Source organism: Streptomyces sp. NPDC059861 (genome assembly GCF_042731435.1).
Taxonomy (GTDB): Bacteria; Actinomycetota; Actinomycetes; order Streptomycetales; family Streptomycetaceae; genus Streptomyces.
In genome coordinates, this window is the sequence record NZ_JBHWJQ010000001.1 from 479,252 (window position 1) to 503,225 (window position 23,974).

At 73.5% G+C, this 23,974-nt stretch carries 4 protein-coding genes and 1 pseudogene; all 5 read right to left on the reverse strand.

Annotated elements, in window-relative coordinates; translation table 11 throughout:
* Positions 1-51 precede the first annotated feature (51 nt).
* Positions 52-726, reverse strand: coding sequence for a GAP family protein (locus tag ACFV6X_RS01980; protein ID WP_385376193.1), 675 nt, complete (start codon positions 724-726; stop codon positions 52-54).
* Between the two features lie 75 nt (positions 727-801).
* Positions 802-2,022 carry a cytochrome P450 gene (locus tag ACFV6X_RS01985; RefSeq protein WP_385376196.1) on the reverse strand — a complete coding sequence of 407 codons (1,221 nt, stop codon included), beginning with the start codon at positions 2,020-2,022 and terminating at the stop codon, positions 802-804.
* Positions 2,023-2,036: 14 nt separating this feature from the next.
* Positions 2,037-3,431: pseudogene (locus ACFV6X_RS01990) on the reverse strand (NAD(P)/FAD-dependent oxidoreductase).
* Positions 3,428-3,655 (reverse strand): ferredoxin, encoded by a 228-nt coding sequence (locus ACFV6X_RS01995; RefSeq protein WP_385376199.1) that lies wholly within the window; start codon positions 3,653-3,655, stop codon positions 3,428-3,430. The pseudogene ACFV6X_RS01990 and the gene ACFV6X_RS01995 overlap by 4 nt, the downstream one beginning before the upstream one ends.
* A gap of 248 nt (positions 3,656-3,903) precedes the next feature.
* Positions 3,904-23,973: a hypothetical protein gene (locus ACFV6X_RS02000; RefSeq protein ID WP_385376202.1), complete on the reverse strand. Its 20,070-nt coding sequence runs from the start codon at positions 23,971-23,973 to the stop codon at positions 3,904-3,906.
* Between the last annotated feature and the right edge of the window lies 1 nt (position 23,974).

Here is a 23,974-nt window from a genome sequence, read left to right on the forward strand (position 1 = left end):
CTGAGGCGGCTCGTCGCCGCGTCCCGGGTGGGGCGCGGCGGCGGGGCGTCGTCAGGTGAGGTTGCCGATGCCGTCGCCCAGGAGTTTCAGGCCGAAGACGAAGAAGAGGACGGCCATGACGGCGATGTTGTGCCGGGCGGCCCAGTCCTTCCAGCTGCCGAGCAGGCCGGTGGCCCGTTCGCCCATGAGCAGCAGGACACCGAGCGGGACGACGATGCCCAGCGACGCGATGACCACGAAGACCGCGAGGGTGGCGATCTGCTGACCCGGCGGCAGCCCGCTCGAACTGATCGAGGCTCCCGCGGCGATGGTCAGCGGAGCGTTCTTGAGGTTGGCCGCCGACAGGGCCAGTCCCAGCCCGAAGACCTTCACCGGGGCGAGGCGGTCGATCGCGGCCATCCATTTCGGCAGCCGGGCCTCGGCGGCGTCCGTGGGGCGCTTGCGCCACAGCCGCGCGGCGAACACGAGCAGCGCCGCGCCCAGCACCAGTTGGAGGATGCCCACCCAGGTGGCCGGCTGCTTGTTCGTGGCGGCGCCGGAGGATCCCCCGATCGCGAGCACCGCCGCGCCCAGCGCGGACAGGCCGAGCATCCAGCCGACCGCGAACAGCAGCCCGTTGGGCCGCCCCCGGGGTGTGGCCAGCACGAGGATGATCGCGACGACCGGCAGGGGGCTCACGGCGACACCGGCCGCCAGCCCCAGTACGTCGCCGAGAGCGTTGCCCATGGTGCCTCCGGAAGCATGCGGGGACGCCGGGCCGGACCGTCGTACGCTCCGTCCGGCCGCCGCCCGGCAGCCGCCTCACCCGTCGCCCTGCTCGACGGGCAGATGGATCGGGCCGCGCAGGACGGGGCTGCGCCGGTAGGGCGGCGGGTCGGCGACCAGACGGGGCCGGTCGAGGCGGCGCACCAGCTCGGTCAGCGCGATCTGGGTCTCCCGCCGGGCCAGCGGGCCACCGAAGCAAAGATGGATGCCGCTGCCGAAGCCGAGGTGCTGGTTGTCCCGCCGGTCAGGGACGAAACGGTCGGCGTCGTGGAACCGGTCCGGGTCGCGACTGCCCGAGGCCAGCATGAGCATGATCTGGGATCCCTTGGGGATGACCGTGCCGGCGACGGTGATGTCGCTGTACGCCGCCCGCCAGGGAATGATGTGCACGGGGGGCTCGTAGCGCAGCAGTTCCTCCACCAGCGGCACGACCAGGCCGGGTTCGTCGCGCAGCCGCCGCAGCACCTGCGGGTGGCGCAGGAGCGTCAGCATGCCGTTGGTGATGAGGTTGACGGTGGTCTCGTGACCGGCGATCAGCAACAGGTTGGCGGTGGAGACGATTTCCTCGTCGGTCATCCGCCCGTCGGGCCCGTCGTCGTTGACCAGCCGGGACAGCAGGTCGTCGGCGGGCCGGCCGTGGCGTGCCTCCACCAGGCCGCCGAGGTACCCGCGCAGGTCCTTGGTAGCCCGCCGGCCGTTCTCCAGTTTCTCCGGGGGATCCGTCCTCGGGTTGTAGTCGATGGACTCGATGATGTCGTTCACCCACAGCCGGAACCGCGGTTCGTCCTCGCGTGGCACGCCGAGCAGGCGGCAAATCACCGTGACGGGGAACGGGTAGGCGAAGTCGTCGACGACGTCGATCCGCTCCTTGTCGGCGAAGTCGTCGATCAGGCCGGCGACCGTGCTGGTCAGGTGCGGTTCCAGGCCGTTCACCAGCCCCGGGGTGTGCGGCGGGCCGAAGTGGCGCATCGCCATGCGCCGCAGGCGGTCGTGCTCGGGTGGGTCGAGGTTGATGAACGCCGGTGAGCTGCGGCCCTCGGCCGCTTCCATCGGACGCGCCAGATTGCGGACGTCGGAGCTGAGGTGCGGGTTGTGCAGGAGGTCCGTGAGTTCGCGGTAGGTGCTGACGACGTAACTGCCGTCCTCCTGGAGGGCGACCGGCGTTCGGCGCAGTTCGGCGTAGAGGGGGTACGGGTCGGGCCGCGAGGAGTAGTCGAGTATCCGCTGCAGGGTGCCGGGCGTCTCGGTCGTGGTCATCTCAACTCCGCTCCCTACCGGTGGTGCTGCTGCGCGGACGTGACGCGTCGCTCGCCCGGGTCGTGGCCGGTGACGACCACCGTGGCGCCCTGGGCGAGCAGGGTGGGGCCGGGGTAGTCCACCGGCACCGGTTTCGTGTCGGCGGGCTGGTCGGGCGTGGGGCAGGGCGGCGGGAAGGGCGCGGCCGTCTCGATCAGCTCCCGGTAGTGGTCGAGCCACTTGGCGTTGTTGAAGCTCACCGCGGCGGTGACGCGGCCCTGGTAGCCGTAGGCCGCGACGAAGCGGCGGTCGGCGACCGAGCCCTGGGTGACGACCACCTCGTCGGCGAACGTCGGTACGCCGACGGTCTTGATGTTGACGCCGAACTGGATCGACCAGAACACCGGGAGGGACAGGTGGGGCCAGCGGTCGGCCTGGCCGCTGACCATGTTGTGCGCCGCGACCTAGGCCTGCTCCACGGCGTTGGCCCAGTGCTCCAGGGAGATGAGCCGGTACTCGTAGATCGGGTTCGGGCAGCGTGCCACGTCTCCCGCGACGAAGACGTCGTCGGTGATCAGGCCGTTGAGGTCGAGGGCGCGGCAGCCCGTGTCGCAGGCTATTCCCCACACGCCCGCCGCGAGTCCCGAGTCGCGCAGCCAGTCGGTGTTGCGGATGCCGCATAGCGCGACCACCGCCACGTCGGCGTCGATCACGCTGCCGTCGTCGAAGTGGGCCCGCCGGAACCGCCCCTGCGCGTCGCCCTCCAGCCGCGTCACCTTGACGCCGCACCGCAGGTCGACGCCGTGGGCGCGCTGCATGTCCGCCGCGATGTCCCCGACCATGGCGCCCAGCGCCCCGACCAGCGGGGCCGGCGCGAGTTCCGCGACGGTCACCGGGATGTCACGCTCACGGCAGATGGAGGCGATCTCGGACCCGGTGAATCCCGCGCCGATGACCAGGACGCGGGACGGCCCGGCCGCGAGGGCCCGTTGCAGGCCCTCGGCGTCCTCGCGTGTCCGGACGACGAACACCCCCTCCAGGGCCGCCTCGCTCTCGACGAACCAGGGGCGGGCCCGCACCCCGGTGGTGATCAGCACCCGGTCGAAGGGGATCTGCCGTCCGTCGGCGAGCCGGACGTGGTCGGTCGCGAGGTCGAGCCCGGTCGCGGGTACGCCCAGCAGCCACTCCGCGTCGATCTCGCGACGTCGCGGGAGCGTGGTGCCGTCGGCCGGAACCCACCCGGTCAGTACCTGCTTGGACAGGGGAGGCCGGTCGTAGGGCTCGCCCAGTTCGTCACCGATCAGGGTCAGCGATCCGGTGAAGCCCTCGTCGCGCAGGGCCTCCGCCGCCCGGAGTCCCGCCAGCGAGGCCCCGACGATCACGATGCGGCCGTCGCGCCGGAACGCTCGCAGGTTGTCGGCGCTGGTCATGACGGCGCCCCTCCCGTCGGTGCGTCGTGTCCCTCCAACTGGTCGACCAGAATCGCCTGGAGCGGGCAGGCCGCCGCGGCGCGCAGCACCTGCTCGCGTCCCGCGTCGTCGGGGTTCGGGGCGTACATCAGCGCTTCTTCGCCGTGCATCCGGAACGCGTCCGGAGCCAGGAACGCGCACTGTGCGTAGCCCTGGCACCGGGAAAGATCAACGACAACTCTCATCCCGACCTCCGCTGCGGGACTGCGGGCCCTGGGGTCTGTGTCCCGGTACTCGCGCACTGTGAGGGCGAGGGCGCACCGCGCTCTTCGGGTGTCGGGTGTCCACAGGGCCTATGGGGCGTCGCGTGCGAAGCGACCGGCGGCCGTGGCCGCCCGGAGATACAACGTGCTGCGCAAAAGCCTATCCGCGGCCCTCATCGCCTGCACGTCGGGAACCGGGCCCGATGGCCCCGCGGCAGGGGCCGGGGGGGTCAGGGCGTGCCGGGCTGCTGGATGCTGTCGCCCCGGTTGTTGAGGGCGACGGAGGTGCCGATGCGGCGGAAGTCGTTCATGACGCCGAACATGGTCTTGTTCGCGGGCAGGAGCGGCAGCAGCGTCAGGAGGGTGGGGTCGGCCGCCAGTGCGGCGTCGAGCATCTCCTTGTACGCGTTGTAGACCCGTGCCGTGTAGCCGGGTTCCGTCGCCGCGTTCAGCCGGTGGTCGTTGCTGACCGCGATGGAGGCGACGTCCATGAGGTAGCAGTCGAACAGGTCGGCGACATCCTTGGTCGCGGCGCTTCCGGTCCCGCCTCGCACGAGGACCTGCGCCATCTCCACCACGATCTCGCGGTAGATCCGGTGCCGGGTGCTGCTGGGGTAGGCCGCCATGATGTGGTCGGCCTGCCCGGCGCCCTCCGTGCTCATCGTTCGCGGCGCCTTCAGGTCCGTCAGGCCGGGAACGGTGAGCGGGACGCCCTGGAACATCATCTCCTCGTCGGGGATGTCCCCGTTCTGGGAGGCCAGCGGATGCAGGCCGATCTCGTGCGACAGCATGCCCATCACGTAGCCGATGTCGTACTTCTCGAAGTAGTAGCTGGCCAGGTTGATCTGCACGCCCTCGTCGCCCAGGTCGATCACGTCGGCCGGGGTCTCCGTCGTCCGCACGTGGAGGGTGATGCGGCAGGGGCGACCGGCGATGTAGTCCTTGATCGTCCGGTGCGCCTCCAGCAGTTCGATGATGCGGATGGCCTTCTCGAGGTAGCGGTCGTCCGTGTACTTGAGGTTGGTGAACTCGTAGTTCCCCGACTTGAAGGGGGTCTGCATCATGTGCGCCGGCACCTCTGCCGCGCCGTCGGCCGGGCGGGGCAGCGAGACCGGGTCCACCCAGACCGACTCACGGAGGGTGGGGGCGCTCGCCGTACGGACGTCGTCCCAGGTCCCCTCCGTGACCGGCTCGGGGGCGGGAGTCACGTGCCCGACGAGCGCGCCGAGGAGGGCGAGATGACGGCCGCGCAGCCCGGCGGCGGCGAGGGCGGGGTCCTCGGGCGGCGCGTCCAGGTCGCCCAGCAGGCTGCCCGGGATGTGCGGGCGGTGCGGGGCGTCGGCGTCCCGGTACTCGTCGCGCAGGCCCAACTGGTGACTCAGTTCGTGGACGAGCTGGACCGGGGAGGCGTCCACCCACCAGGTGTGCTGGTCCATCGCCCGGTCCCTGGCGGCCAGGTCCACCGTCAGGTGCGGGTTCCCGGACGGGTCGACGTACTCGACGGTCACGTTCAGGCGGTCGCCGTTGGGCAGGCGGTAGGCCGGGGTGTTCAGGAACTCCCGTATACCCGCGCCCAGTTGCTCGCGGACGTGCGCGACCTGGCCGTCCGTACCACGCAGCGCCACGCGGACGGTGAGGTCGGTGATCCCGTCTCCCCGGTACGAGAAGCGGCGGGCGTCGAAGCCCGACCGCACCACGAAACGCGGGCGGCTGTCACGGCGGGACGGGGACGTGGGCGACGCGGTCTGTTGCGCGGGGGGCTCGGAGGGGCGCGGGAGCCGTGGGGTGGCCTCGTCCGCCGGGGCGGGCTGCTGGATGCTGTCGCCGCGGTTGGTGAACGTGAAGCTGGCGCCGAGGCCGAGGAAGTTGCCCGTGACCTTCCACCAGACCTTGTCCGGAGGCACCAGGGGCCTTACGGGGCTGTCCTCGACCAGCTGGGCGGTGAACAGCTCCTTGTAGGCGTTGTAGACCTTGGCCGTGTTACGGGGCTCCCAGGCCGCGTCCCTGCGCTTGTCGTTGGTGACCGCGATCGTGGCCAGGTCCATCAGGTAGCAGTCGATCAGATCGGTGACGTCCTGGGCCTTCGCGCCCTCCTCCCCCGCCTGGGCCTCCCGCGCCATGTCGTGGGCCATCCTCAGGACGATGTCCCGGTGGATCCGGTGCCGGGTGCTGCTCGGGAAGGCGGCCATGATGTGGTCGGCCTGCCCGGCGCCCTCCGTGCTCATCGTGCGGGGCGTCCTCAGGTCCGACAGGCCCGGGACCATGAGCGGGACCCCCTCGAACATCGACTCCTCGACGGGGATGTCCGTCCGGCGCGAGGCCAGGGGGTGCAGGCCGATCTCGTGGGCCAGCATGCCCATCACATAGCCGATGTCGTACTTCTCGAAGTAGTAGCTGGCCAGGTTGATCTGCACGCCCTCGTCACCGAGGTCGGTCACGTCGGCGGGAGTCTCCGTGGTGCGCAGGTGCAGGGTGATGCGGCAGGGGCGGGTGCCGATGTAGTCCCGGATCGTGTCGTGCTTGCGCAGCAGCTCGATGATCCGGATCGCCTTGTCGCGGTACCGGTCGTCCGTGTGCTTGAGGTTCGTGAACTCGAAGTTCCCCGATCTGAAGGGCGTCTGCATCATGTGCGCCGGCACCTCTGCCGCGCCGTCGGCCGGGCGGGGCAGCGAGACCGGGTCCACCCAGACCGACTCACGGAGGGTGGGGGCGCTCGCCGTACGGGCGTCGTCCCAGGTCTGCTCCCGCGTGGCCGGTTCCGGCGCCGCAGGTACGTCCCCGATCAGCGCCCCGAGGAGGGCCAGATGACGGCCTCGGAGGCCTGCGGCGGCGAGGGAGGAGTCCTCGGGGGGTGCGTCCAGGTCGCCCAGGAGACTGCCGGGGATGTGCGGGCGGTGCGGGGCGTCGGCGTCCCGGTACTCGTCGCGCAGGCCCAGCTGGTGACTCAGTTCGTGGACGAGCTGGACCGGGGAGGCGTCGGCCCACCACGTGTGCTGGTCCATCGCCCGGTCCCGGCCCGCGAGATCCACCGTGAGGTGAGGGTTATCGGACGGGTCGACGTACTCCACGGTCACGTTCAGGCGGTCGCCGTTGGGTAGGCGGTGCGCCGGGGAGTTCAGGAACTGCCGTATGCCCGTGTCCAGTTGCTTGCGGACGTGCGCGACCTGGCCGTCCGTACCGCGCAGCGCCACGCGGATGGTGAGGTCGGTGATCCCGTCTCCCCGGTACGAGAAGCGGCGGGCGTCGAAGCCCGACCGCACCACGAAACGCGGGCGGCTGTCACGGCGGGACGGGGACGTGGGCGACGCGGTCTGTTGCGCGGGGGGCTCGGAGGGGCGCGGGAGCCGTGGTACGGCCTCGTCCGCCGGGGCGGGCTGCTGGATGCTGTCGCCGCGGTTGTTGGTCGCGAGGCTGGTGGCGAGCTGGGCGAAGTCCCGTACGACGCCGAACAGCCCCTTGTCCGGCGGGAGCAGGGGGCGGGCGGGGCTGTCCTCGGCCACGTGCTGGGCGAGCAGGGCCTTGTAGGCGTTGTAGACCTTGGCGGTGTTGCCGGGCTCCTTCGCCGCGTTCATCCGGTAGTCACTGGTGATCGCGATGGAGGCGACGTCCATCAGATAGCAGTCGATCAGGTCCGTGACGTCCTTGGCCTTGGCCCCCTCCACGCCGTCCCGGGCGGCCTCGGCCAGCATGTCGGCGGTCTTCAGGACGATGTCGCGGTAGATCCGGTGCCGGGTGCTGCTCGGGAAGGCGGCCATGATGTGGTCGGCCTGGCCGGCGCTGTCCGTGTTCATGGTGCGCGGCGTCCGCAGGTCGGCGAGTCCCGGCACCGGAAGCGGAATGCCCCGGAACATCGCCTCCTCGTCGGGGATGTCCCGGTTGCGGGAGGCGAGGGGGTGGAGGCCGATCTCATGGGCCAGCATGCCCATGATGTAGCCGATGTCGTACTTCTCGAAGTAGTAGCTGGCCAGGTTGATCTGGACGCCCTCGTCGCCCAGGTCGGTCACGTCGGCCGGGGTCTCGGTCGTGCGCAGGTGCAGGGTGATGCGGCAGGGACGGGTGCCGATGTAGTCCCGGATCGTCGGGTGGTCCCCGAGCAGTTCGATGATCCGGACCGCCTTGTCGCGGTACCGCTCGTTCGTGTGCTTGAGGTTGGTGAACTCGAAGCGCCCCGACCGGAACGGTGTGAGGGGCGCGGTCTGCGGCATGCGGGCCGCGGCTTCGGTGGTCGTCGTGCCGTCGGCGGGTCGGGGCAGGGAGACCGGGTCGACCCAGACGGACTCGCGGGTGACCGGTGCGGTGGCGGTGCGGGCCGCTTCCCAGGTCTGCTCCCCGTTCCGCCCAGGCTGCGGGGGCACGTTGCCGACGAGTGCGCCGAGCAGGGCGAGGTGCCGGCCGCGCAGGCCCGAAGCGGCGAGGGAGGAGTCCTCGGGGGGCGCGTCGAGGTCGCCCAGGAGGCTGCCCGGGATGTGCGGGCGGTGCGGGGCGTCGGCGTCCCGGTACTCGTCGCGCAGGCCCAGCTGGTGACTCAGTTCGTGGACGAGCTGGACCGGGGAGGCGTCGGCCCACCAGGTGTGCTGGTCCATCGTCCGGTCCCGGTCCACCAGGTCGACGGTCAGGTGCGGGTTATCGGACGGGTCGACGTGCTCGACGGTGACGTGCAGTCGGTCACCGTTGGGGAGGCGATGGCGGCGCTCGTTCAGGAACTCGGTGACACCCGCGTCGAGCTGGTCGAACACGTGGGCCGCCTGTCCGTCCGTGCCGCGCAGCGCGACACGGACGGTGAGGTCGGTGACCGGCTCGCCGTCGAAGGTGAACCTGCGCGCGTCGAATCCCGAACGGACCACGAAACGGGGGCGGTTGTCACGGGGGCCCCGCGGCCTCGGCGCGCGCGACGACGGTTCCGTGCCGGAGTCCGGCCGGGGCAGTCGCGGGCCGACGGTCTGGATGCTGTCGCCCTGGTTGTTGAACGTGAAGCTCGTACCGAGGCCGAGGAAGTTGTTCGTGACGCCGAACATGCCCTTGTCCGCGGGGAGCAGCGGCCGCACCGGGCTGTCCTGCGCGAGCTGGGCGGCGAACAGCTCCTTGTAGGCGTTGTAGACCCTCGCCGTGTACCGGGGCTCCCAGGCCGCGCTCTTGCGGTTGTCGTTGGTGACGGCGATCGTGGCCAGGTCCATCAGGTAGCAGTCGATCAGATCGGTGACGTCCCTGGTGCTCGCGCCCTCCTCGCCCGCCGCGGCCTCCTCCGCCAGGAGATGCGCCATCCTCGCGACGATGTCGCGGTACGTGCGGTGCCTGGTGCTGCTGGGGAACGCCGCCATGACGTGGTCGGCCTGCCCCGCGCCCTCGGTGTTCATGGTGCGCGGGTTCTTGAGGTCCGCCAGCCCCGGCACCGTCAGCGGGACGCCCGCGAACATGGACTCCTCGTCGGGGATGTTCGTGTCCCGGGAGGCGAGGGGGTGCAGGCCGATCTCGTGGGCCAGCATGCCCATGATGTAGCCGATGTCGTACTTCTCGAAGTAGTAGCTGGCCAGGTTGATCTGCACGCCCTCGTCGCCCAGGTCGGTCACGTCGGCGGGAGTCTCGGTCGTGCGCAGGTGCAGGGTGATGCGGCAGGGGCGGGTGCCGATGTAGTCCCGGATCGTGTCGTGCTTGCGCAGCAGCTCGATGATCCGGATCGCCTTGTCGCGGTACCGGTCGTCCGTGTGCTTGAGGTTGGTGAACTCGAAGTCCCCCGACCTGAACGGCGTCAGGGCCGACGTCTGCATCATGTGCGCCGGGACCTCTGCGGTGTCCGTGCCGTCGGCAGGCCGCGGCAAGGAGACCGGGTCCACCCACACCGACTCGCGGAGCATCGGGGAGGTCGCCCCACGGGCGTCGGCCCAGCTCTGCTCCGTGTCCTGCTCAGGAGCCGGGGTCATCTCGCCCACCAGCGCGCCGAGCAGCGCCAGGTGACGGCCTCGGAGGCCCGAAGCGGCGAGGGAGGAGTCCTCGGGGGGCGCGTCGGGGTCGCCCAGGAGACTGCCCGGGATGTGCGGGCGGTGCGGGGCGTCGGCGTCGCGGTACTCGTCGCGCAGGCCCAACTGGTGGGTGAGTTCGTGGACCAGGTGCACCGGGTCGGCGTCCGCCCACCAGGTGTTCTGGTCCATCGCCCGGTCCCGGCCCGCGAGATCCACCGTGAGGTGGGGGTTCCCGGCAGGATCGACGTGTTCGACCGTCACGTGCAGACGGTCACCGTTCGGCAGCCGGTACGCGGGGTCGTTCAGGAGGTCGCGTACACCCGCGTCGAGCTGGTCGCGGACGTGCGCCGCCTGACCCTCCGGGCCCCGTATCGCCAGGCGCACCGTGAGGTCGGTGACCCGCTCCCCCCGGTACGGGAAGCGGCGGGCGTCGAAGCCCGACCGCACCACGAAACGCGGGCGGGTGTCCCGCGGGCCCCGGGGGGTCGGGGCGGTCGCCGCCGGGGGTTCGGTGGACCGGTTCCGGGGCAGGCGTGGGCCCACCGCCATCGTGCTCGGCGCCGTGTCGTCCGTCGCGGCGTCCAGCTCCATCTCCTCGCCGCCGGACTCGTACTCGGAGGACGAGGCGTCGGGGTTCTGCGGGTCCCCGGTCCCGGAGCGTTCGCCGTGCAGGACGCCGTTGTGGTCGAGGGTCGCGCCGATGCTCTCCGCGTGGTCGCTGATGTACTCCCTCAGGCCCGCGTGCTGAAGCATCCACTGGGGCATGCGCCAGCCGGGGAAGAAGGTGCCGTGGGTCCCGGACGCCTGTACCCGGTGGCCCAGCGGGCGCCCGATGTGCTCGTTGACCGCCTGGTAGGCGAGGTCGCAGGCGGCACAGGCCATCTTGAAGCCGCCCAGGGGGAGCGTCCGCGGGGCGGCCGGGTCGCCGGGGTGGCGCCGCCAGTGCTCCATCCAGTGGCCGAGCAACGTCAGTTCACCGTGTTCGGAGCCGTAGGACACGGCCGGTTCGGCCTCGTCCCGGCCCCTGACGTTGAGGATTGTCGGGTTGGCCAACGCCCGCTTGACGAGGTCGAGTTCGGGCGAGCCGGGGTGGTAGAGGCGGTACCAGCCGGTGGCCAGGGCGCGCAGTTTGGTGCGGTCGCGCATCTCGCGTGCCATCGCCGGGCGGCGGCGGGCCAGCCAGCCCTCGTCCCGGCGCCACTGCCGCTGGTCGGCCGCCAGGCGCTCGTGGTCCTGACGCAGCGCCTCGGTGGCCTCGGGGAGGGCGTCCCACTGCTGCTGGAGCTGGTCGTTCCAGTCCCCGGCCTCGTACCGCTCGTCGAGCAGCGTCCGCAGCCGTGTCAGTTCCTCGTCCCGCTGGTCGACTTCCGCCCGGCGCTGTTCGAGTCGGGCCGCCCCTTCGCGGTGCGCGCGCTCGTCCTGCTGCCACTTCTCCACCTTGCGCTGCTGCGCCGTCCCCGCCGGCTGCTGACCGGTGACGAACCACCGCAGTTCCTGCTCCACCAGGGCCGCCTGGTCGCCGGTGAGCGCCTTGGCGCCGGTGTTGCCCGCGATGCCGAGGGAGCCGTCCGGCAGCAGGGCCACGGCGATGTGCGGGGTGACCTGGGCGTCCGCCTGCCGGTTCTCCTTGCGCAGGACGTCCTTCACCAGACGGGCCACCCGGTCGAGCATCCGCAGCGTCACCTCCCGGTCGCGCGGCGAGGTGCCGGTCGGCCGGGTCTGGGTGAAGGGGCCGCCGGTCCCGAGTCCGAGCGCCTCCCGCAGGGCGTCGTACTCCTCGCTCCGGAGCCTGCCGTGCTGCTCGGCGAGGTCCAGGGCCTCGGGTACGCCGAAGCCCGTGACCTCGTGGAAGGCACTGTCGAAGGCGACGTCCGGGTAGCCGCCGAGGCGGGCGTTGCGCCGTCGCACCACGTCCAGCAGCGCGTCCACGCGAAGGTCGGGCTCGGTCAGCAGGTCGGCGAACTCCGTCGCGAACCCGATCTCCGGGCCGGTGAGCACGGCCGTCTCCTCGGGCGCGGGGTCGGCGCCGTCGTCCCGGTCGTCGTCGGAGCCGAGGTCCATCTCGGCGTCCGTCTCCGCGTCCGACTCCGCGCCCAGGTCCGGGATGGGGGCGTTCCCGGACAGCGTGCTCAGGTCGAGCGCCTCCTCGTCGGCGGGCAGGCCGGGGGTGTCGCCGCCCGGCGGGGACGGGGGCGGCGGGACGGCGGCCGGGTCCTGCTCGTTCCCCGGCGGCCGGGGTGCGGGGGTGCGCGGGATCAGGGGGACGAAGTCGCCGCCGCGGCGGCGCAGGCGCAGGTGCGGGCCGCTCTCGCCGGACGGGCCGGGGTAGGTGTGCGCGGTGCCGTTCTCCTCGACCAGGGTGACGGTGGTGCCCGTCGCGGCTGCCGCCCAGCGGGCGACGGCGCGGTCGGCGTCGGGTCCCCAGGGGGCGTCGGCGAGGTGGCGGCGCAGGTGGCCGTCGCGGGCCTGGCTGGTCGGCGCCGCCTCTCCTCGGCGCTGCCGGAGCGGTGGGGGCGTGAAGAGGGAGTCCCGCTCGGCCGGGTCGCCCGGAAGGCCGTTCAGGCGCATCAGTTGAGCGGGCGGGGATCCGGCGCGGGTGCGCAGTCTCGTCGCCTCGTGGCTGTCCAGGCCGGGCTGGTCGGCGGCCTGGCGCAGGGCCGTGGAGAGCGCGGCGAAGAAGCCGTTCCCGCGCCCGGCGGGGGTGCCCTGGGTGTAGGTGGCGCCGTCGGGTGCGGTGAGGACCCCGTCCCGGGCGAGGCGGTAGCGCGGTCCTTCGCCGTCGGCGGGCGGCAGCCATGGCGGGGTGGCGTGGCTGCGGTGCGCGGGCGGCCGCCCCGAAGTGGCGGGCGTGGTCACCGCGTTGGTGCCGCCGTCCGTCGTGGCCGTGGGAGCGGGAAGCGCGGTGGCGACCGGCGGCGGGGTGCCGGGCGGGAGGGCGGCGTGGAAGTAGCCGTCGGCGGTGAACAGGACCGGATCGCCGGCCGGGTCGACGGCGGCCGGGTCGGTGCCGTGCGGCAGGAACAGCTGCGCGTGGCCCTCGCCGGTCACCACGGTGAGCGGGGTGCCCAGGACCCGGGCGGCCAGGGCGGGCAGCAGGTCGGCGCCGCCGTGGTCGCCCGCGCGGCGCTCGGGCGGGGCGGGTTCGCCGTCCGGTCGCCCGGCGTCCGGGTGCGGCTCGCTCGTGAAGGGGCGGAGCATCGCCACGGTGGCCAGTCGCACGCGCTGCGCGGGCGTCGGCCAGAAGGTCTGCGGGAGGCGGCCGAACGCGTCGAACTCGGCCTGCTGCGGCGGCGTCAGCCGCACCCCGGCGACGTCCAGTTCGTCCTGGGTGAAGGTGTCCGCGGCGTCCAGGGCCAGGGCGTCGAGCAGGTCCGTGTTGCTGTCCTCGCCCAGCGCCCAGGCGAGGCGGTCGCGGGCGGCGCGGACGGCCTGCTCGGTGACCGCCGGGTCGCCCGGCGCGGCCGTGAAGCGATCGGCGAGACCGCTGCCCAGCAGATGGGGCAGCCGACCCCGTGCTTCCGCGGCGGCGAGCAGCGCGTGGAAGAAGGAGGCGCCGTCGTGCGGCATGTCGTGCAGCTCGCGCACGGTGGTGCCGTCGGGTGAGGCGAGGGTGCGCGGGCCGGGTCCGGTGCCGTCGGTGACGGTGTACGGCTCGGGTGCCTCGGAGCGCCAGTCCGGCGTCGTGTACGCCTGCGGCCGGTCCGGTACCTGGACCGTGGCCGAACCCTGGTGGTGGGCGGTGAGGCGGGTGGCGGCGAGGTGGAGGCGGTGGTGGTCGGCGGCGACCGCGCCGGCGCGCTCCTCCCAGCGGCGTACGTCCTCACGGGCGGCCTGCCAGGCGGCGACGGCCGGGGACTGTGCCATGGCCTGCGCCAGGACGGTCGGGCGGTCGGGGTGGTCGTCGCCGAGCGCGGCCTGTTCCTCCGCGCTCAGGTCGAGCCAGGTCTCCCGGGCCCGCGCCCGGGCGTCGTAGTACCCCTTGTCGGCCGCGGCGAGGTCGGCGGCCGCCTTGGCCATGTCGTCCCAGGCCGCGCCGACCTCGTCGGGGAACGTGGTGTCGTCCAGGAGGCCGTGGTCGCGTGCGATGTCCTCGCGCAGCCAGACCAGGGCGGTGGTCTCGGCCTCGGCGGCACGCGGGCCGCGCTTGGCCTTGCCGAGGGCGTGCAGCGGGCGGCTGTCGGTGACCCGGTGGTCCACCTCAGCCACCGTCAGCCAGCTCACCGGCACGGCGAAGAGCATGCTGCGGTCGGTGACGACCTTGAGGTGGGTGCCGAGGGTGGTGTCCACGGTCCCCTTGAGGGCGGTCCCGTCGTTGGCTCCGCCGATGGGGACGCTCGCGCCCGGGTTGGTGACGCCCGCGTTGCTGTTGCCCGCCAGCGGCGAGGTGCCCACCGTGCCCTCGACGTCGTCGGTGATGCCGGCCTCCATGGCGTCGGAGGTCTTGGTGCGCTGCATGGCCTCCATGCGCGGCTTGCTCTCCACGGCGAGCAGCCGGGCGCCGCGGCGGTGCATCTTCGCGTAGAGGCGGGAGTCGGCGGTGTGGGACTGGCCGAAGAGGCGGGCGGAGGCCTGCGTGGGCAGCGGTGTGCCGCTCGCGCCGAGCGCCTCGCGGAAGCCGGCGGTCAGGCCGACCTGCGTGGTGGCCTCCTGCTGGGCCTGGGCGGGGGCGGTGCCCAGGCCGGTGAGGGGGGTGAGGCGGGCCATACGGACGCGTTCGGTGAGGACCTTGCCGGTGTGCCGCTCGCCGAGGTCGCCGTCGCCGAGGCCGTCGGCGCGGGAGGTGGCCAGCGTCAGGGCGTCGTGCACGTTGGCCGCTCCGCGGATGTCCACGGCGAGGATGCCGGAGCCGATGCGGTCGTCGAAGGTCAGCACGTCCGGGTCGTCGGCGCCGCGCCAGGAGGAGATGCCCTCGGGTCGTGCCTGATCGGCCGTCAGCATCCGTACCGCGCGCTCGGGTTCCGGCACGTCCTGTTCGGTGAGCGCGCCGTCGGCGCCGTCGCCGTCCGGGGTGAGCAAGCCGGCCGGGAGGATTTCGTGGAGGCTGCCGACCGGGGCGAAGGCGCGCGGGGAGAGCGGCCGGCCGGTGGCGTCCGTCATCGTGACGGTCAGGACGTAGCTGGTGACGATCTCGGCGTGCGCCTGGGTGGTGGCGATGTTCGGCATCGCGGTGCTGCCCGCGGTCTCGGTGCGGGTGCTCGACCGCTGCTTGGCGGCGGTGCCCTGGAGCGAGGGGGCGGCAGCGAGGACGCCGCCGCCCGCCGCGCGTTCGGAGGCGCTGAGGGTCACGTCGGCGCCGCGGTCCTGGGAGCCGGCGGCGGAGTCGTCGCGGGCCGTGGTGCGGTAGTCCTCCAGCTCGATGCCGGTGCGCAGCCGTTCCACGGTGGTGGTGACCGGGGTCAGTTGGAACCGGACCTGTCCGGGGCTGCCGCCGACCGGCAGCCGGGGCGGGCTCGACCAGGTGCGGTGACGGACGGGCAGGGCCATCCTGTCCGTCGTCAGCTCGTGCAGATGGGCGCGGAGGAAGTCCGGGGAGAGCCGCTGGAGGACCTGCTCCCGGTCGTGCGAGGGTACGCCGATCTTCTCCAGCCGCCCCATCAGCTGCCGTGCCGCCTGGCCGGCGTCGAGCCGGCCGCTGGGGTGGGTGGGGAAGCGGCGGCCGCGCAGGAAGGGCGGCAGCCGGTAGCCGCCGCCCAGGTTGCGCGGCGTGGTGGTGCCCAGGCCGTCCGGGGCGAGCCCGGTCTCGATGGCGTCCTGCATCGGCAGGTGGAACATCACCGCGTCGCGGACGCGGTGGAGGGCGGCGGCGGCCCGGCGCGGGGACAGGCCGCGTCCCAGGCGCCCGGAGAGCCTGCCGGCCGCGCCGCTGATCCGGGCTCCGGCGCGGGTGCCGACCGCGCCCATGGCGGCCGTCCAGCGGTCCCGCACGGCGACGGTCTCGGCCGCGTCGGCGACCACCAGGTACATCCGCCCGGCGTAGGTGAGGGTGGTGTTGCGTCCCCGGGTGAGGGTCTGCGAGACGCTGCGGCCCTTGCCCCAGGCGTACTGGAGGGCGGTCGCGTAGGAGCCGACCACCGGCGGTCCGCCGGGGGCCTGCTGGAGGGGCATGTCGGCGCCCTGGAGGCCGAGGGTGGTGCGGGAGACGGTGCTGGCGCCGGCGGCGACGCGGTGCTCGTTGCCGATGGTCGCTTCGAGGGTGGCGGGCTTCGGGTCGCTTTTGACGCGCAGGTTGTGCAGTTCGCCGCGGACGGCGGCCTTCAGGTAGTGGGTCTGGAGCGGCCCGGCGCCGTTGAGTCCGGTGACGCGGGCACCGAACGGCCCCAGGTACTGGCCGAGTTGCCCGGCCACGTTGAGGTTGGCCATCGCCCGGCGCAGCGCGGTGCGCACCGGGGCGCCGGGCGCGCCGACGTGCCAGGACGTGCCCGAGGCGCGGTCGGCGGTGTCCTGCGCGAGCTGCTGGCGGGCGGGGCCGCCCTCGGTGCTGAGGACCACGTGCGGGGCGCTGAGCAGCTTGCCGGTGAGCTGCTGGTCGGCCGCATCCGTTCTCGGCAGCGGGCGGGTGCCGTCGAGGAGTTGGTCGGCCTCGGTGGCGGAGAGCCGCTGGGCTGCGGGCGCCGGCGCCGGGCCGCCGGGCGGCGGGTCGGCGGGGGCGTGGCGGTCGGATCCGTGCGCCGCGGGAACGGCCAGCTCCACCCGGCCCACGGTCTCGCTGCCCCGGGTGAACAGCGGGCGCTCCTCGACCTTGCTGACGAAGACGCCGGCGCCGAGCAGCCCGACGGAGGCGAGGCGGGCCCACCCGCGGGGGCGCCGGTGGCCCTCGAAGGAGGCGCCCAGTTCCACCTGGTAGCTGTAGAGGTCGGCGCCGTTCTGGAACATCAGGTGGTCGTGGGTGACCGCGACCGTGCTGCGGGTGGCCTTCTGGTCGGTCTTGGCGTAGCGGATGCCGAGGGAGACGTTGCCGGTCTGGCGGGGCACCCCGGCCTCCGGCACCTTGTCGTGGTCCCGGGGCGAGATGCCCAGTTCGACGCCGCTGGAGAGGGTCGTGGACGCCTGCTGGCCCTGGCCGGAGATCTCGGTGCCGATCACGGCGTTGCGCAGCGAGCGTTCGCTCATGGTGGTCTCGAAGCGCCGGTCGGAGAGGCGCGCCCGCAGGATCAGTGTGTGGTGGCCGCGGCGCACCTTGCCGTCCTCGGTGAGGGTGACCGGCACGCCGGTGGTGGTGAGATCGTCCAGACTCTGCGCGAGGGTGGGCCGGTTGAGCGCCTCGCGTACCTGGCGGTCGTTGTGCAGCGCGGTCCGCATCCGCCCGTCGCCGTACCAGAACTTCGCCGGTCGCGGGTGCCGCAGCATCAGCGGCGGGACGAACAGCGACGGGTACGAGCGGTGCAGGGTGTCCAGTACCGAGTCGGCGAAGGCCCGCATGGGGTCCGGTGGGGCGGGACGGCCCTGTGGGGCGGGACGGCCCTGTGGGGCGGGACGGCCCTGTGGGGCGGGACGGCCCTGTGGGGCGGGACGGCCCGGTACGGCGTTCTGGGTGCGGTCGGGGCGGAAGCCCTCGGCGCGGACCTGGCCGCTGAGGTGGACGGGGTCCTCGCGGGTGAGGTACCACGGCACCGGCGGCTCGACGTCCGGGTCGGGGCCCGTCCGGCCGGGCGTACGGCTGTCCCAGCCCGCGAGCCGGCGGGCGTCCTGGGTGGAGATCCAGTCCAGGCTGACCACCCGGACGGGGCGGGCCGCGGAGGCCGGTTCGCCCGCCTTGCGCACCATCAGGGTGCGCTCCACCCGGTAGAGCGCCACCGGGTGGTTGCGGACGCGTCCGGTGGTCTTGCGGGCCGCGTCGGTGCCGAGATAGTGGCCCCGTCCGGTGCTGAGGTCCGCGCGGACCAGCGGACCGCCCTGGAGACGTACGTCGGTCTCCGGACCGACGAGGGTGTAGTTGGGCCCGGCGGTGACCTGGATGCCGAAGCGGGTGTCGCGGGCGTGGCCGCGTTCGTTCTGGTACGTGGTCTGGGTGAGGTCGCGCAGTTCCGCCTTGACGGACTCGGTGACCAGGGTGGCCCGGTGCGGGATCGACCGCTCGACGATCAGGTGCCCGAGCGGGTGCTGCCCGCTCCCCCGGGTCAGTTCGGGTCCGCTCACGGGACCGGAGAACCGGCCGAACAGGGCGAGCAGCCGTCCCGGCCGGACGTACGAGACGAGCGTGCGGTGCGCCGAACTGCCGGGCCGCGCGCCGGAGACGGCGAGCGCGAGGTCCTCCGGCGGGTCCGTCAGGTGCAGTGCGGTGGTGTCGGCGACGCGCGGCTCGACCCCGTCGGGGAAGGTGAGCGTCTCGGGCGCCCTGCGGGGGCCCTTGAAGGGCACGGTGAGGTCGTCCGGCAGCCGCCAGCTCAGCCCGTCCCGCATGGCGAACTCGGCGGTGTGTGTGGGGGTGCGCTGCCAGCGGGGGGCGGTCGTGGGGGCGGTGTCGGGGGCGGTGTCGCCCGGCCCGGAGGTCTTCGGGGCCTCGGTGACCCGGTCCACCCGCACCCGGTAGTGGACGTCGTCCAGGTGCAGGTGGGAGCCCTCCACGGCGCGGTACTCGGTCTGGTGGTAGGCCTGGGTGCCCTGGGTGTAGTCGGTCCTGCGGGTCCAGCCCAGCGAGACGCCGATCTTCAGCAGCCAGCTGAGCGGCGGGCCCATGCTCAGCGCGGCGGCGATCCGGCGCCCGTAGCCGACGCTGCGCCCGCCGCCCGTACCGGCCTGGCCACGCCGCATGGTGTCCAGCCGGACGGTGCCGCCGCCGACGTCGGAGAAGCGTTCCCAGCGGTGGTAGGGGATGGCCTCGACGGTCAACTCGAGTCCGACGCCGGACTTCTCCCGGCCCACGAGGCGCGCGCCGCGCGGTGCGGTGAACGCGCCGGGCTGGTCGGTCAGCAGGCGCAGCAGCTCCGTCTCGTCGAACCGGGCGCGCAGCTTCTTCGGCAGCTTCCCGAGGATCTCCGCGGCCACCTGCTCGGGCGAGCGCAGGGTGAGGACACCGGGGCCGGTGAGGAGTCCGGTCGGGGTGGTGTCGGTACGGCCGCCCGGACTCCCGGCGCCCGGCGCGGAGTCCGGGCTGAGCAGTACGGCGGGCAGCCTGCCGCCGTCCTCGAAGGTGACGGTACGCGGAGCCGGGCCCGGCGGCCGGGCGTCCGGGCCGGTCAGCAGCCGTGCCGGACGGTGCCGTTCGAGCTGGGTCTCCAGCGGCACCGGGTCGCCCCGGTCGGGGGTCTCGGGCGCGGGAGTGTCGAGGTCGGTGATCCCGCCCATGGCACGCAGCCACTCGCCGAAGGGGCCGGAGTCCTCCGTTACCTGCGTGACCGGCTCGGGGCCGGTGGTGCCGGTGTCGGGCACGGGGGTGAGCGGTGCCGTGGCCGGGACCAGGGCGTCGTAGTGGTCGCTGCCGTTGTAGGCGAGGTGCAGAGTTCCGCCCTGACCGCCCGGGTGAAGGGTGGTGACGAGGGTGGTCGTCCCGGGCGCCTGCGGGTCGGGCTGGACCAGCCGCAGGTCGAGGTCGAGGGTGTGCGCCAGCGCCTGCGGGAGCAGGTCGGCGAAGGGGGAGGACCACAACTCGGGGAGTTCGGCCGCCGCGGCGAGGAGTTCCTCGGTGCCGAGCCGCCGCGCGTCGGCGGGCGTGGGCGCCACGTCGGCGAGATGCGGGTAGCCGCTGTCGCGCAGGATGCGCCGCCACTGGCGGGCGTCGCCGTCGGTGACGACCGTCCGCGCGATCCGGTTCCAGCGCTCGGTGATCCGGCGCAGCGCGTCCGCGTCCCGTACCCCGGCGAGGGCGGTCATCCGCAGGTCGTCCACCACGGCGAGCACCGGGTCCGGGGTCGCCTCCGCGGCGGCGGCGGCCAGTTCGGACCCGGTGATCCGGTCCCGCAGCAGGCGGCGCAGCCCCGCGACGTTCCGCGCCGCCCAGGCGGGCGGTACGTCCTGGCCGCGCGCGCTGTCGAGCAGCGCGCGGAAGAGGCAGTTCCCGTCCGCGCGGGTGTCCAGCCGCCGCAGGGCGAGGCCGTCGGCGTGCACGGTGTCCGCCGGGTCGGGGGTCGTGGCGGCACCCTTGCTGAACAGGTCCAGGTCCTCGGCGAGGCTCTCCGGGCGGCCCGGCGCGGGTGCCAGGTCGGGTCTGCGGCGGGCGAGTTCGGCGGTGTCCTCGGGGCTCAGGGCCAGCTCGGACAGCGGCAGGGGGGTGCTGGAGAGCGACCAGGTGACCTGGGCGGAGGGCGCGTAGGCGAGGCCCCGCACGTCCTCCGGCGAGACCAGGGTGTGCGGCGGGAGGGCGGGCGGCGGCGGGGGCAGCAGCGCGTCGAGCGTGGTCCCGCCTCCGGCGGTGCCTCGCAACTCGGCCGCGGCGCGCAGGAATCCGGTGTACTCCTCGGCGGTGGGGTCGGCCGCCGGGTCGGAGGTGGCGCCCGCCGTGGTGCCGCGCCGGTCGACGACCATCCGGCGCAGCAGGTCCGGGGTCATCCGGCCGTCGCCGTAGCGGGCCGCGGTGTCGGGGCTGAGCCAGCGCAGGCCGTCCACGTAGGCGAGCCCCGCGAGCAACTCCCGGTTCTGGGGGCGCTGTTCGGCGTCCGGGCCGAGGGCCTCACGCAGGGTGCGGATCTGCTGGAGGGTACGGGCCCGGGCGAAGGCGTCGGCGGGCTCGGGGCCCGCGTGCAGGCCGGCGTCGCGTGCCAGCCCGTCCAGGTCGGAGCCGCCCGGCTCCGGGGTGAACAGCCGCCACCGGCCCGGCCCGTCCGGTCCTTCCGTGAGCACCGCGCGGACGTCGCCGTCCCGGTCGCGTGCGGTGCCCACCTCGGTGGTCGGCGCGTACACGGGCCGACCGGTGCGGTTCGCCACGTGCTGCGCCACCGGGAGTCCCGCCACCTCGGGCTGCCGTCCCGTCTCGCAGGAGAACAGCACCAGCGGGCGGTCCTGATCGTCGTCCCGCGCCCAGGACTTGAGCACCTCACCGAGCTGCACACCGCTGACCTTCACGGTCGGGTGCGCCGCGTCGTCGGTGCCGAGCGTGACGGTACGGGGGGTGCCGTGCCCGGCGAAGTAGTCGGCGCCGCGCTCGGTGCCCGAGCCGGGCAGCGGGGCCGGGGGGCCGGTGAACACCGTGCGGGGCGCGGGGGGATCGGGGTCGGTGGGACCGGTGGTGGGGGGAGCTGAGGGGAGGGGCGCCGAGGTCGTGCGCACACCGCGGAAGGTGTCCTGGCCCAGCAGGGCCCGCCGCGCCGCGCCGTGGGCCGTGTCGTCCTGGGCCGGGCCCTGGGAGATGGTCAACATCTGTACGGCACGCCCCGGCCGGGGCGTGTGGGCCGCGTCCGGCACCCAGCGCCGTATCTGCGCGAGAGGCACCGTGAGGCCGTCCAGGGTGGTGACGGCGGGCTCGTGCGCGGTCCGGGCGGGGCCGTTCCCCTGGTCGGTGGTGCCGGTGTCGTCCGCGGGCCGCACGACGATCCGCGCCGGCGGCGGGGGCGCGGCCGCCACGAGGGGGGTCGGCGCGGACTGGTCCGGCATGGACTGGTCCGGCGTGGTGGGCGCGGGCGGCGGAGCGCCGTCGTCCTCGCCGTCCTCGTGGCCCGACTCCAGGTGCAGGTCGGTGGCCGGTTCGGTCCAGGGCCGGGACAGGGCGGCGAGCTTGACGGCGGGGGGTTCGGCGCGGACGGTGGAGTCCTGCGCGGTGCCGTCGCCGGCTACCGGGGTGGAGGTCTCCGTGACCACCTTGAGCGCCTTCGGCGGCGGCTCGGCCTGCGGGGTGGTCACCGGTTCGCCGTCGGTCGTCGCGTCGCTCAGGGTGACGGGGCGGACCGCCGTGCCGAGGGCATCGGCGAGCGGCAGCAGGACGTCGGCGCCGGGGAAGGCGGTGCGCGTGTCCTCCGGGGTGCCGTCCGGCGCCGGCGGGAGCGGCGGAGCGGTGAGCGGGCGGACCCGGACGGGGGCGCCGGGGCTCTCGCGGGTCAGCTCCACGGCGGCACGCACCGGGCGTCCCGCACCGTCGGGCGCGCCCGCCGGCCCGAGCACCACGGCCCGGTCCGTGCCGGCCCGGTCCAGCAGGTCGGCGGCTTCCGGCGCCCCCTCCCCCGGCGGCGGCACCTCGGACACCACGATCGTCAGCGGCGGCGCCGAGGTCACGTGCCCGGTGTCACGCGCGTCGCCGGTGTCCCGTACGTCGCTGGTCGCGTTCACGTCGTCGGGCGCGGTGTACGAGCCGGTGGTGCCCACCTTGGGCGGAGCGGCGGCGAGGTCGGACGGGGCGGTGGTGTCCGTGGAGGTCGTGCTCGCCGTGGACGCGTCGGGCTCCGTGGACGCGTCGACCGCCGTGGACGAGTCGACCTCCGTGGACGAGATGCTCTCCGGAGCGGAGGACGTGGAGGTCGTGGACTCCGAGGCGGCGACGGGGGTCGAGGAATCCGTGGAGGTACCCGGCCAACCGCCGGTGCCCGTGCCCGTGCCCGTGCCGGGCGTACTGGTGCCCGATCCGGGCGTGGTGGTGCCGGTGGGGGCCTGGGAGGCGACCGGGCCGCCGGTCCCCGGGCCCGGCACCGCGGACGTGCGCTCGTCCTGCCCGGACACCTCGACGTCCGAGGTGAGCGGGGTCTCCACCGTGACCGGCGTACCGAACGCGTCGAGGGCGCGGCGGACCTGGTCGGCGTCGACCTCGGCGGCGGGGCTGTTCCCGGCGGGTACGACCCTGACCTCGGGCAGCTGCGACAGGTCGGTGTGCAGGCCGTCGCGGACGCCGATCTCCGTACTGCCGGGCGGCTGGGCGCCGCGCAGGGCGGCGAGGTCGCGCAGGGCCTGCTCGCGGACCTCCGCGGGGCCGTTGTGGACCTGCTGCCACAGCGCGTTCTCGGCGGCGGTGACGGGCAGCGTGCCCGGTGAGTACGGCGGCGGGTCCTGGGTGGTGTAGGCGGGCGGGTCCTGCGGCGTGTACGGCGGGGGGTCCTGCGCGAAGTCGGCGCCGGTGTTCGCGGGGGTGGCGCCGCCGGTGGAACTTGTGGTCGAGGGACCGCCGGTGCGGTCGGCGCCGTCGCCGTCCTGCGAGCGGGTGGAACCGGTGGTGTCCCGTGAGTCCGTGTCCCCGTCCGTGTCGGCGGAGACGGTGGGCGGCGGCTGGTTGCGCAACGTGTCGATGACGTGCCGCAGTTCGGCCCCGCTGTTCAGGGCGGTGTCCGTGAGCGTGGCCTCGACCTGGCTGCTGATGCCCGCGCCGACGAAGGTGGACCAGTTGGTGGACCAGTCGCCGTCGAAGGCGCCCTTGATCAGGATCTCCGCGAGTGCCTCGCCGGCGCCGGCGGCGAGGAAGTCGGCCGTCCCCTTGAGCCCGTAGTGGCCGGCCAGCGCGCCCGGGCGGTCGGCGTTGTTGCGCAGGATCTGGTTGTTGCGCCACAGGTCGGGGTTGTTCCGGAAGGAGAGCGGGCCGTCGCGGAACGTCAGTGGCGTGTTGTTCGTGAGGTGGGGACCGTTGCCGTTCGGGGTGGGGCCGGGGCGGTCGTTCGGGCCGGGACCAGGACCGGGACCGGGGTCCGGCTTGGGGGTGGGGCCGTCGCTCTTGAAGTCGAGGTCCGGGTTGTTCCGCCAGTTGGGGTTGTTCTTGAAGTCGAGGTCCGGCCCGTTCTTCAGGAACTTGTGGTCGTAGCTCTTGACGATGTTCTTCGCGAAGTTGTCGAAGATGCTGGTGAGGAAGCCGGCCGCGGCACCGAACGCGGCGGACTTGAGGATGTCGTTCCAGTCGAAGCCGTCGGGGCGGCGGCCGTCGGGGGCGAAGTTCATCATCGCGAGGCGCACCGCGAAGGTGGTGAACGCCTCGGCGAACGCCTCGGTCAGCGAGGGCGCTATGTGCAGCCGCTGGAGCAGATGGCTGAGCGTGGTGAGGATGAGGAAGCGGCTGCGCAGCTTGGCCATCATGATCTGGCTGGCCGACAGACCTCCGGTGAAGAAGGACATCGCCAGATAGATGGCGATCTCGATGAGCAGCCGGATGACCTCGGCGATGACCTGCCACTTGGACTCCATGATGTCCATGGAGGTCTTGCGCCGGCCCTCGGCGATCTTGTCGAGCTGTTCGGCGAAGTCGCGCAGGTAGTTCCGGCCGGCGTCGTCGATGAGCATGCCCATCGCCCTGGCGTACGACTTGGAGAGGTCGTCGGGCATCACCTCGGCGATGTCGTGGACCGACTTGTCGATCAGCGAGGAGAGCCGGTCGAGCTTGCGACCGAGGCCGGAGTAGGGCCGGCGGCTCTCGTAGGCGAGGTCCTCGTCGGCGTCGATGAGCTTCTCCCCGGTGAGGATGAAGATCATCGCGTTGACCTCGGGCGATGCCTGGAGGCTCATC

Excerpts from the sequence above, each read along its gene's own strand:
- ACFV6X_RS01995 (WP_385376199.1), bottom strand. The coding sequence starts at position 3,655 with ATGAGAGTTGTCGTTGATCTTTCCCGGTGCCAGGGCTACGCACAGTGC.
- ACFV6X_RS01985 (WP_385376196.1), bottom strand. The coding sequence starts at position 2,022 with ATGACCACGACCGAGACGCCCGGCACCCTGCAGCGGATACTCGACTAC.
- ACFV6X_RS01980 (WP_385376193.1), bottom strand. The coding sequence starts at position 726 with ATGGGCAACGCTCTCGGCGACGTACTGGGGCTGGCGGCCGGTGTCGCC.
- ACFV6X_RS02000 (WP_385376202.1), bottom strand. The coding sequence starts at position 23,973 with ATGAGCCTCCAGGCATCGCCCGAGGTCAACGCGATGATCTTCATCCTC.